Annotated in this window: 7 protein-coding genes; 2 read left to right on the top strand and 5 right to left on the bottom strand. The window is 51.8% G+C overall.

Features of this window, described 5'->3' with window-relative positions:
• The first annotated feature begins 89 nt into the window (after nucleotides 1-89).
• Nucleotides 90-617, top strand: a complete 528-nt coding sequence (gene ppa, locus DY231_RS20755; RefSeq protein ID WP_034492882.1) for an inorganic diphosphatase — start codon at nucleotides 90-92, stop codon at nucleotides 615-617.
• Between the two features lie 102 nt (nucleotides 618-719).
• Here ppa and DY231_RS20760 read toward each other — a convergent pair whose 3' ends face one another.
• Genes DY231_RS20760 through tamA form a run of 3 tightly spaced genes read right to left on the bottom strand, consistent with a single transcriptional unit; the run spans nucleotide 720 to nucleotide 6573 of the window.
• Nucleotides 720-1064 (bottom strand): gamma-glutamylcyclotransferase family protein, encoded by a 345-nt coding sequence (locus DY231_RS20760; protein ID WP_115631258.1) that lies wholly within the window; start codon nucleotides 1062-1064, stop codon nucleotides 720-722.
• A 2-nt stretch (nucleotides 1065-1066) separates the two neighbouring features.
• On the bottom strand, nucleotides 1067-4843 hold the full coding sequence (gene tamB, locus DY231_RS20765) for an autotransporter assembly complex protein TamB (protein WP_115631259.1): 3777 nt from the start codon (nucleotides 4841-4843) through the stop codon (nucleotides 1067-1069).
• Nucleotides 4840-6573 carry an autotransporter assembly complex protein TamA gene (tamA, locus tag DY231_RS20770; RefSeq protein ID WP_115631260.1) on the bottom strand — a complete coding sequence of 578 codons (1734 nt, stop codon included), beginning with the start codon at nucleotides 6571-6573 and terminating at the stop codon, nucleotides 4840-4842. Before tamA ends, tamB begins: the two co-directional genes overlap by 4 nt.
• Nucleotides 6574-6798: 225 nt before the next feature.
• Here tamA and msrA point away from each other — a divergent pair, with 225 nt between their 5' ends.
• A complete protein-coding gene (msrA, locus tag DY231_RS20775) occupies nucleotides 6799-7437 on the top strand; it encodes a peptide-methionine (S)-S-oxide reductase MsrA (RefSeq protein ID WP_115631261.1) in 639 nt (212 codons plus the stop codon).
• A gap of 676 nt (nucleotides 7438-8113) precedes the next feature.
• Here the strand turns inward: msrA and DY231_RS20780 are convergent.
• Nucleotides 8114-8908, bottom strand: a complete 795-nt coding sequence (locus DY231_RS20780; RefSeq protein ID WP_115631262.1) for a hypothetical protein — start codon at nucleotides 8906-8908, stop codon at nucleotides 8114-8116.
• Between the two features lie 11 nt (nucleotides 8909-8919).
• Entirely contained in the window at nucleotides 8920-11148 is a 2229-nt protein-coding gene (locus DY231_RS20785) for a type VI secretion system Vgr family protein (RefSeq protein WP_115631263.1), read from the bottom strand.
• Nucleotides 11149-11228 lie beyond the last annotated feature (80 nt).

Here is an 11228-nt window from a genome sequence, read left to right on the forward strand (position 1 = left end):
GAAGTGAAGGCAAAAAGAGGCGAAGACATTTAAATCGAGTTAGCTATAATACGCGGCACTTGAATGACATCAGTTTAAAGGAAAAAGACATGAGCTTACTCAACGTCCCTGCGGGCAAAGATATGCCGGAAGACATCTACGTTGTTATCGAAATCCCAGCGAACGCTGATCCTATCAAATATGAAATTGATAAAGACACCGGCGCGCTGTTTGTTGACCGTTTCATGTCCACCGCGATGTTCTATCCGTGCAACTACGGCTACATCAACCATACCCTGTCTTTAGACGGTGACCCGGTTGACGTTCTGGTTCCAACGCCATACCCACTGCAACCAGGTTCTGTGATTCGCTGCCGTCCAGTTGGCGTGCTGAAAATGACTGACGAAGCGGGTGAAGATGCCAAGCTGGTTGCCGTTCCGCACACCAAACTGAGCAAAGAATACGATCACATTAAAGATGTGAACGACCTGCCAGAACTGCTGAAAGCGCAGATCTCCCACTTCTTCGAGCAGTACAAAGCTCTCGAAAAAGGCAAATGGGTTAAAGTTGAAGGTTGGGACAATGCAGAAGCGGCTAAAGCTGAGATCGTTGCTTCCTTCGAGCGCGCTAAGAAGTAATTCTCGCCTCGCTGAATGCTTGTGAAAACACCGCCAGATGGCGGTGTTTTTTTATGCAGCTTATGTCGAATGTCGCTTTCGCTAATCCGACCTAAGAAGTCACTAATACTTATCTTTATCCAGCCAGTCACCGCTTTCGATGCGGGTAAGGCCATCCACCGGCCTTTGGTAAACGTACATCCATGCACTGCCGTATGGGGTCTGAATGAGCTGGCGTTTGTACTCTCCGCCTTTGGTGCGAAGAGCATCCAGCTCAGAGAGTGTGGACGCATCAATTCGATACACTTCACCCATCACGGAACCTTCACCCGGGACGACGCCCGGATAGTGGCCGAGGCTGTATAAAGCGTAGTTTTCGACATGATGCTCCCCAAGCCACTGGGCGTTTGTCATCCAGTGGCTGTTACCTTGCTTGCGTCTTAAACTGCCGTAAACAAATATTCGCATTGCTAAAACTCAAACTGATAAAGCAGATCAAGTGCCTGATCGATACCAGACACCGCTTCCAGATACAGCTTAGGCATCAGGCGATAACGCAGTGTTAGTGTCGCCAATGAGTCAAAAATACCCACTCCATATTTCACCTGGAGACCTGGCAGTACATAGCCACTGACCACCACTTGTGAGGAATCCCCCACCCCTGCGGTATCAAGCGCCAGATTGCTTACGCCAAACGTCTCGCCGATTTTACCCACAACCTGCCCACTTTGTGCAACCCCCAGACCCACAAGCATTGACGTCATGGCGTTGCCATCGTCGCCAGAACTGTCTAAACCTTGCCCGCGAAGCAGGTAGGACAAGGCTTCTTGCTGTGACATAGCAGGATCAGAAAATATTTCAGCTTTTGGCTCATCAGCCGATCCTGTGACACGAACACCAGCAATAACGTCGTTTTCTGTAGATTCCGGGTTACGAATCGCTTCGATATTCAGCAAAGGTTGATCCGGCGGGCCTGAGAACAACAGCTCGCCTTTGCGCACAATCAGATCCTGCCCGTAAGCGTGGAAGCGCCCTTCTGGAATATTGATCTGCCCGTTCAAGCCCAAGCCCTGGCGATCCTGCACCATTTTCAAATCGCCGCTTAAGCGCGCTTTCAGGCCAAATGCATCCAGACGCACATTGTTGCCGACGTGGATCACCAGATTGCTGTTGATCGGGATCCCCGCCGTTTGCGGTTTAACGGGTTTCAGATCTTTATCCAGCATCACTTCATCGCTGGAAACCCCCACCGAGCTTTCCGGAACTTCATGCACCACAATTCGCGCCCAAGGAATATCGACGCTGCCATCAAGCGTAAACAGACTTGGCGTAGCGACAAACTCAACATCCGGTGACACATCGAGTCGTACCATTGGCGGCACCGTAATGCGCACCTTATTACCTTTCGCCGCCACCCGCGCTCGCCAGTTATCGATTTGCGTCCAGTCCGCATCGCCGCTCAGGGCAATGTCGCCCTGTTTGGTGCGCACCGTTCCGGCAAGCGTCGAGTTCATGCCATTAAAGTTCATGGCAAGCTGGCTTGGCTGCATGTCGAACGGCATAAAGTTGCCATCAACATCCACACCATTAAGCTGCAACTGGCCGAAGATTTGTGGTCGCTCGGCATTGCCCGCGAGGCGCAAATTGGCGTTAAGTTTGCCAGCGGCTTTTTCCCCCCGGGCGAACACCGCATTGGCGATGGCCAAATCAAAGTTGCGCATATTCACATTACCGGCGAGATTACGGCGGTTCTGCGGATCGCTAATTTGAACCTGGCCGTCGAACTGGCCGTTTTGAGCAACACGAATCAACCAGCCCAGCTTCGCCTGGTTGTTTTTGAGTTCCGCATTCAAATTAAGCGTGTCGAACGCCACCAGCAGCGGGCTGTCGTTCACCATCTGCGTGACTTTCACGCCGTTGCCCGCGAGCGTCACAGAACCCTGCGGCAAGCCTTCAGATTCTGCATCCCAACTGACATCCGCCCGGCCACTGAACGTGCCTACCGCCTGCGTATCGGCTGGCATAAACGGTTTGAGCATCGCCAAATCAAAGCGATTCAGATTGACCAACGCCCGCCCTTTCGCACCAGCATCAATCGGTTGCGGCACGCAAAGTTCAGCATTCGGGTTCGTCCAGCAATGCGCGCCAATATTGATTTTCTGCTCTTTGTTGCGGTAATCGAGCGCCAGCGTGCGGTTCAGCGACCACGGACCAACCGGCGTTTCAAAGCGCGTATTGCTGAGATTGCCACGCCAGCGTTCTTCTTCGCGAGAGAAGCTGCCACTCAAATCTAACTGCCCGGAAACCGGCTCCCCCTGAATTCGCACTTGCAGCTGGTGCTGTTTTTCAGAACCTTTTGCAGCCAGCGTCACAAGGCTAAGATCAACGCCCGGCTGGGAAATTCGCTCAACGCGTAAATCCAGAGTGCCCGCAATTTGATCGGTGGACTTCACGTCCCCTTTCAGCAGAACACGTGCAATCGAAAGCTCCTGCCAGCGCAAATTATTCGCCGTGACATCCGCCAGCAACTGCGGTGCTTTCACATCGCCGCGCACTTTAATCGTGCCTTTCGCCGTACCGCCCAGACCTGGCAGCGCATTGTCGAGATTAGGCGCGTCAATGGTGGCATCCAGCGCTAAATCTTTCTGGCCCAGTTCACCTTTGACATCCGCGCTATTGCGCCCCAGTTCAATGTGCAGGCCAGGGATCTTCCACTGCATATAGCTGTTGCCGTTGAGCTTCCCGGCGACATTCACTTTGTTATTTTTGACGTTACCGGCGAGTTTCAGGTCAGACACATCCACCTGCCAGCTCCCGCCGTACAAACTGCCGCTGGTTTTCACCAGACCGTCGAGTTTGGCAGGCCAGTCCGGGAATTGCTTCGCCGTGTTGATGCCGTCGAGTTTCAGCTCGCCGCGCCAGCTAATGGCTTTGCTCCAGTCGAGCACGGCTTTCAGGTCGGTGTTGCCCTGCAAAGCTGCCACGCGCAGTTTGTCGAGATTGAGCTGTTGCTCATTGCCTTTAGCGTCAAGCGTGATGGTGGCTGGCGGGATTTGCTCGCCTTTCACATCGGTGCGCAATGACAGCGTGTAGTCAGTCATTTTGCCGCTGAATTTCAGCTTAAGGTTATCGGCCTGATACTCCTTTTTGCCGGTAAACGGCCAGTAAAGCTGCTTGCTCACCACTTCGAGATTAAGCGGCAAACCGGCTTCGGCAAGTTGCGTATGCGCGGTGAGTTCCATATCAACCGGGCCTGAGAGATTCATGCCGACTTTCAGCACATCCCGCAGCTCCCCGCCAATTTTCATCTTCACCTTTTCGCCTTTTATCGGGTCGATATTCAGCGTGGTATTGAGCGTCAAATCGACCGGCCATTTGTCGCGCAGTTCCGCGCTCCCGGTGGCATTGACGATACCTTGTGAGGAGTCGACATCCAGCGCATCAAGCTTCAGAGAGCCGTCGATGCTGCTGACTTTCAGCAACAGGCTGCTGACCAGCAAATCGGTGTCACCCGTCAGGCGCAGTTGCGAGCCACGGAACTCCTGAATATTCAGGTTCAACGGCAAATGCACATCGGTCATTTCTGGCAAAACAGGTTTTTCAAAGAGTTGCTTGAGCGTTTCGCCCAGCGGCAACTCTTCCGGTTGCGGGTTCTGAATTTTCGGTTCGACCACCTGTTCCTGAGCGACTTTCGCGACCTTTGGCAAGGCAATCAATAAGCCTTCGAGGTTGGTCGGCGTAACCGTCAGATTACGCTCCTGCCAGTTAAGGCCCGAGGTGAATTCCATCACCGAAACGGTGGTGTTATCAATTTTGATATTGACGTTATTGAGCGCCACGCGGCTTAACGTGATGGGATACGGCGTGGTGAGATTGAGCGGGCCGGTGTCTTCTTCCTGAACCGGGGCCGACGGCGGCATTTTTTTGCTGTCGATAACCACGTCGATATCTTTGAGCGAGAGATTATTCACGCACAGGCTGCTGTCACGCAGGCAGCCGAGTTTGACCGCGAGGTTCACTTCCCCCGCCCGAACGTCCACGCCCGGTTGTTGGTAGCGCAGACCTTTGATGGTCAGATTACGCCAGCCACCGGTAACGCTGGTGATATCTAAGCCCGGCACCCAACGGTTCGCGGCATTAAATAATACGTGTAGCCCGGTGGTTGTTCCCACCAGGAAACCCACGGCGCCAATCAGCAGCACCACAAATACCAACACCGCGAGGCTTATCTTCTTCCAGCGACTCATAGTTCAGGCCCCAGACCGATGTAAAACTGTACGCCATGCTCATCTTTATCCGCCACCGGAACGGCGAAATCGAGCTTGATTGGCCCAACGGGTGACTGCCAGCGCACGCCAACACCTGCGCCAGTTTTAAAGTTGCTCTGTTTAATATCATTCACCGCTTCGCCTGAATCGACGAACACCGCGCCCCACCATTTCCCGGTCACGTTGTATTGATATTCCAGCGAACCGGTGAGGAGTTTGGATGCCCCGGTCAGTTCGCCTTTCTCGTTTTCAGGTGAGATAGATTTGTAGGAATAGCCGCGAATACTGCGGTCGCCACCGGCAAAGAAACGCAAGTCTGGCGGCACTTTGTCGAAGTTATTGGTTTCAATCCAGCCCACATTGCCGCGCACCACAAAGCGGTGCTTTTCCTGCAAAGTACGGATCCAGACCTGTTGCGCCTGCGCGACGGCGAAGTCCACATCGGAACCCCACATGGTGTCGGAAACGTCTATCGAATAGCGTTGTGAGTCGCCCCAGGTCGGCATTAAACCACCGCGAGAACGGGTGCGGTTAAGGCTCACGCCCGGATAAAGCAGCATCGTGGTATTGGTGACGTCTGCCTGCGTAAAGTGGTCGAGACTCCAGCGCAGGTTGATGGCATGTTGCCAGCCACTGGATAAATCCCAGTAACGCGAGACGGCAAGCGTGGTGGAATCTGACTTGGTATCGTTCAGGTCGGTGGCTTTAAAGCCGCCCTGCACCAGATAATATTGCTCGAGCGGATTTTTCAGCAGTGGCATTTTGTAGCTGAAATCGAAAATCTGCTCTGGCGCTGACAGGCTGATACTGCTGGTCAGGCTGTGGCCGTAAGAGTTCATCCACGGCTTTTTCCACGAGGCTTTCACACGAGGCCCAACGTCGGTGGAATAACCCACACCGGTTTCGATGGTGTTTTCAGTACGCGGTGAAACCACACCGTGCAGCGGCAATATTTTGGTTTTGCGCGCTTCGTCGAATTCTGGTGCAACCACCACGGAATTAAACCAACCCGTGGCAGACAAACGGCGGTTCAGTTCAGCCAGGTCTTTCGACTGGTAATAATCGCCCTGCTTAAACGGTACCAGGTTTTGCAGATATTCTTCGCGAATCTGCGAACCTTCAAACGTTACGGCACCAAAACGGTAACGCTCGCCGCTGTTGTAATCGATATCCCAGAACGCCTGACGGCGCTCAAGCGACACACCGAGCTGGCTTTTGGTGAACTCGCTGTCGAAATAACCTTTGCGCACCGCAATATTCGAGAGATCTTTTTTGAAACTGTCGTAATCATGATGATTCAGAACGGTGCCAATTTTCGGGCGTTCGCCCAGCAGCGCGATGTAATCTTTATCATTGCGCGCGCCGCCACGCAGAATCACATCGGTGCCGCCAATTAATACCGGCGGGCCGGGATCGACTTTGGCAATCAACACCTGGCGCCCTTTGGCTGGCGGCGGCCGCAGGTCGAAATCAATAGTCGGTTCGTAATAGCCGAGCGCTTTCAGGCCATTACGAATAGCATCGTCCACACGGGCACGGAAACGCCGGTCCGGCGTCACTTCATCACTCTGAATGGTAGAAAGCTGTGCGCGAACGTTTTTTTGTAGTTCGCCGCTTAGCCCATCAACCTGCAAACGCACGTTGGCAGCTCCGGCCCACGTGCTTACCAGGCACAAACAGGCCGAGCAAATAATACGGATTTGTGGCACGTTTTCTCCTGAATATCCTTGTTCCCACCCCTGGAAGGAAACGTTTAGCCGCCCTTAGGCTTAACAAAACCCCAACAATTGGGGTTGAAAATCGCACAATAACCCAAATATTTCTTATATGTACTGTAGTCTCATAAGGCGTGGTTATTGTCCGCAATAACGCACTTCGTTACAACCGCACGCAGGTTGTTGTTAAATTTAGTCAACATCGGGAGATCACGACTGATGAAATTATTTGAGAAAACCCATCGCGTCACCCAGTCGGAAGCGCTGCCTGGCCGCAATACCCCGATGCCAATCGCCACTTTGCATGCGGTTAACGAGCATTCCATGACAAATGTACCAGATGGCATGGAAATCGCTTATTTTGCGATGGGCTGTTTCTGGGGCGTTGAGCGTTTATTCTGGAGATTACCGGGGGTTTACAGTACCGCCGCCGGGTATGCCGGAGGTTTTACCCCTAATCCCACTTATCATGAAGTTTGTAGCGGCATGACCGGGCACACCGAGGCCGTGCGCGTGGTTTACGATCCCAACGTGGTGAGTTACGAACAATTGCTACACGTGTTCTGGGAAAACCACGATCCCGCTCAGGGCATGCGTCAGGGCGGCGACACAGGCACGCAATATCGTTCCGCAATCTACCCGCTCACACCAGAACAAGATGCGGCGGCTCGCGCCAGTTTTGAGCGCTTCCAGCAGGCAATGACGCAATCCGGGGATGACCGAAAAATCACCACCGAAATCGCTAACGCCGGGCCGTTCTATTACGCCGAAGATGACCACCAGCAGTATCTGCATAAAAACCCGTATGGTTACTGCGGCATCGGTGGCATTGGTGTTTGTTTGCCGCCACAAGGCTAAATCACAGGTCGGATAAGCGGCTGCGACATCCGACATGATCAGCAGGAACATGAATATCAGTGAGGTTCAGGCGATGCGCTAACACTTGTTGGCTCTCGCCGAATTCAGCCCTGCAACGACAACGCAGATCGCCAGCGAGGATTTCATATAATTTTATTGAAGTTTTCTATTCATCCAGGAAATAAAGAAAAATAGAGCAATAATACAAGCAATGAATATTGACACACGCCTAAACATCTCTTGTTCAAAGAACAGACAAACTGGATATATCACTAACAGGATGGTTTTCAGGTATCTTATGCATTTAGAAAATCCAGATATTGATTGTTTAAATTGAAAATTACATATAAAAACAAACGAATATGCCAAAGCAGCCGCAAATATGAACAATAATGCCCGATACGGCAAACCCTCGTTAAAAATACCCCCCCCTAAAACTAGAGTTGAACATATTGCCACTGCAATACCTATGGATTGCTTAGATATAACTGTCACGATGAAAATAAATGCAGCAAGAAACAAATATGAATAAAAAACAGAGAGATTCGTTGATATGTAAATTTTATGAGGAACGAAAAAATGAGTATAAATTGTTGCAAGTGATATAGAAACGACTCTATAAACCATACATGCAAACAAACCAACCAGTAGTCGACCATTTAATAAATCAATGTTTTTATTTTTTCCAGATTGCATATGTATCATACTCTTCAGGTGTTATTGAATTACCTAATGTATCGTCTGGCGTAGCATTATCTTTTTCAACAACATCCACCGCAGGATAGGTACCATCGCCAGATTTAATGCCGTATGTGAACCTTTGACTTGCATATAAAGTCCCTCTTAGTACAAAGAAGTTATCATAAGTATTTGTCCTGTCAGCTGCGTCAGAACGTCTCCCTGTCCCCCATATCATTCCCGTTTCAACAGTCGACGGTATATTTCTATTCATTCTGTAAGTATCGATTGAAAATGGTATTTGCCCTACAGCATCCGTCCAATATGGAATTTTATTTATCATGACGAGCAGATATCCACCCCCACCTACAGAATTACTCTTCCAATCTCCCTCACAATTTGGACGAAAAGCTAATGGGGTGCGATCTATAAGAGAGAATGTTACGATATCCGTCCATGTAAATAATTTGTAGGCATCCTTAGCATAATCCGCATCGTTAACGTACAATAACTCACGATAGTTATCAGCCAATGGTTCAAACCACTGATATTTAAATTTATCGTATAAGTCCTGAGCTGTCACAACCTTAAAAGAGTCTGTATCTCCACCTCTCAGAACAAATAAAACATCAGCATTTTTCCTTGTGATAATTAAAACGTTAGGAATATCTACATCATGAGATTCCTCCTCCGTTTCAGGTGTGGTGTTTCCTTTAAAGCCTAACTCCGTCTTTTCATCTTTTGTTATTATCAAATAAGGTTGACCATCAATGTCCAGATCTATTTTTTCCATTTTTTTATCTCTCAACTCACAAATACCCAATATTCCGACTGACTATCTTTTTTGCCGATATATCCACTTACTCCAGACCCGGAAAGAATTTCCTCCCCCTCAGTTGTTTCTACCCTGTAAGTAATGTCTGATGAAAAACGAAGTTTTCGGTCGAAATACTGTGTCAATAATTCCCCAGGTAAGGAACCGTCCCCGGCTATCTTAACTGGCGTCCCCGGACTTCCCCCACCGTTAAGATTGATTTTCAGCCCGGTGATGTCCACGCCGCCGGGGTGGATGACCACAAACGAACTCCCCACCCGCAGCGTGATTTTGATTTGACTCTGCAGCACGATATCACCCTGCGCATCCACACCCAGCGCCCCCGCCACTTTCTGCGCCAGGTCGCCTTTCACTTCCAGGCTGTGATTGCCTTTCACCAGGCTGATATGGTCTTTTGTCGTGTTGTGTTCCTGATTGCCTTTTACCGTCACTTTGCGGTCGCGTTCCACATACAGATTGTCATCGCGCCCGCTGTTTACCGTCCGGTCGCGGGTGACTTTCAGCGTCTGGTCATTGCGTACGGTGATGCTGCGGTCGTGCGCCACGGTGATGTTCTGGTCGTGCCCGGTGGCGTTCTCCTGGCCGACTTTTACCGTCTGCCCCAGCCCGACTGTGACCTGCTGGTTATGGCCGATGGTTTCGCTGTGGTCGACTTTCACATTCGTATCGCGGTTATTGAGCACCACCGTTTTCATGTCCTTCTGGGCATGCATCGACAGCAGTTCCTGGCCGGTCTGGTCGTCAAACATTAATTCGTTGTATCCATTACCCTTATACGTCTGCGAGCGTATCGCCATCTGGGTTTTGGTCCCTGGCAGGTCGCCCGGTGCGCGGTTGGCAGCGTGGTATGTGCGCCCGGTGATAATCGGCTGGTCCGGGTCGCCGTTCAGGAAATCGACAATCACTTCCTGGCCGACGCGCGGGATGGCGATGTTGCCGAATCCGGTGCCCGCCCACGCCTGAGAGACGCGCACCCAGCACGAGCTTTCCTCGTTGCTTTTGTTATACCGGTCCCAGGCAAATTTCACCGTCACGCGCCCGTGTTCGTCGCAGTAGATTTCTTCCCCGGCAGGACCGGTGACAATGCCGATTTGCGGGCCATCCACCAGCGGTTTCGGTAACGGCGCAGGGCGCCAGGTCTGGGTGGCCGGGATAACATGAAAGCGGTTGGTGAGCGTGGTACCCTGGCCGGCGCTGCCGATATGCGCCTGCGGCTGGCTGCCGGTCATCTCGCACGACACCACCTGCCACGGGCTGTTTAAATCTTCACGCGGGTGGTCGGTGAGGGTGAACCAGCGCCCCGGCTGTAACTGCGGGCAATTACTGGTACCGCTGGCAAAATCGACGTTATTGCGCCAGCCGTCCATCTGATATTTGGCAAAATCGGCCCCGTGCTGTTCATCCTTAAAACGCCCCGGATAGTCAAAAATCTCATAATCCGGGCGCTGATATGACAGGTCCGCCCCTTCTTCCTGGTACTGCGCCTGCCAGCCGGGGGCGGTGAAGGTGTAATCCTTTGTGGTGACTTTCGCCGGGCGGATTTGCGCGCTGCGGCGAAAGGTGTTGATGCAGTACGTGGACGATTCAGAGGCGGCATTCGGGTTATACGGAAAAGCCCCGAGGCCGCGCAGGTTGCAGCGGTCATCGGTGAAGGTCAGCTTCTGGTCTCTGTCGTCGAGGTATTCATCCTCGAAAAAGAATATCCCTTCTTCCGCGGCGAGGCGGGCAATAAAATCGTAATCCGATTCCATAAACTGAACACAGAATTCGCGCGGCGGATGCGAGCGGCGGAACAGCGCGTCATGCGTGCGGATACGCATTTCTTTCAGCAACTTTGCGAAGATGTACTGGATGTCGTAATTCTGAAAGCTGCGGCAGTTCTGCCGCTGTGAGCTGCGCCAGAACTCCGGGCGCACCGTCATCGAGTAAAGCGTCTGGTGCTTGCCGCTGTCACCCTGTTCGCAGAAGGTGACGATACCGCGCACCCGGCGCTTAATGACCTCGCCCTGCCAGATGGTGAGCAGCGCGTATTCATCGAGAATGGCTTTAAAGCCAATCGCCGGGTCGTTACAGGACACGGTGATATCCAGAGCGAATAGCGAAGAGAGGGATTGTTTGAGCTTAAAACCCACCACCGCAAAAGTGTCCGCCGGAGTACGCCCGGCGGTGAAGGTAAAGCGGGTGCCGTCTGAAGCCATGAGGGAGGTCCTTTCCTGTCCGTGGAGTTATTGACCAGAGCTTATAGTCGAAACTAAATCATCACCCTAATAAATATAAT

The sequence above is a fragment of the Buttiauxella agrestis genome (assembly GCF_900446255.1).
GTDB classification, from domain to species: domain Bacteria; phylum Pseudomonadota; class Gammaproteobacteria; order Enterobacterales; family Enterobacteriaceae; genus Buttiauxella; species Buttiauxella agrestis.

Excerpts from the sequence above, each read along its gene's own strand:
- msrA (WP_115631261.1), top strand. The coding sequence starts at position 6,799 with ATGAAATTATTTGAGAAAACCCATCGCGTCACCCAGTCGGAAGCGCTG.
- DY231_RS20780 (WP_115631262.1), bottom strand. The coding sequence starts at position 8,908 with ATGGAAAAAATAGATCTGGACATTGATGGTCAACCTTATTTGATAATA.
- tamB (WP_115631259.1), bottom strand. The coding sequence starts at position 4,843 with ATGAGTCGCTGGAAGAAGATAAGCCTCGCGGTGTTGGTATTTGTGGTG.
- DY231_RS20760 (WP_115631258.1), bottom strand. The coding sequence starts at position 1,064 with ATGCGAATATTTGTTTACGGCAGTTTAAGACGCAAGCAAGGTAACAGC.
- ppa (WP_034492882.1), top strand. The coding sequence starts at position 90 with ATGAGCTTACTCAACGTCCCTGCGGGCAAAGATATGCCGGAAGACATC.
- DY231_RS20785 (WP_115631263.1), bottom strand. The coding sequence starts at position 11,148 with ATGGCTTCAGACGGCACCCGCTTTACCTTCACCGCCGGGCGTACTCCG.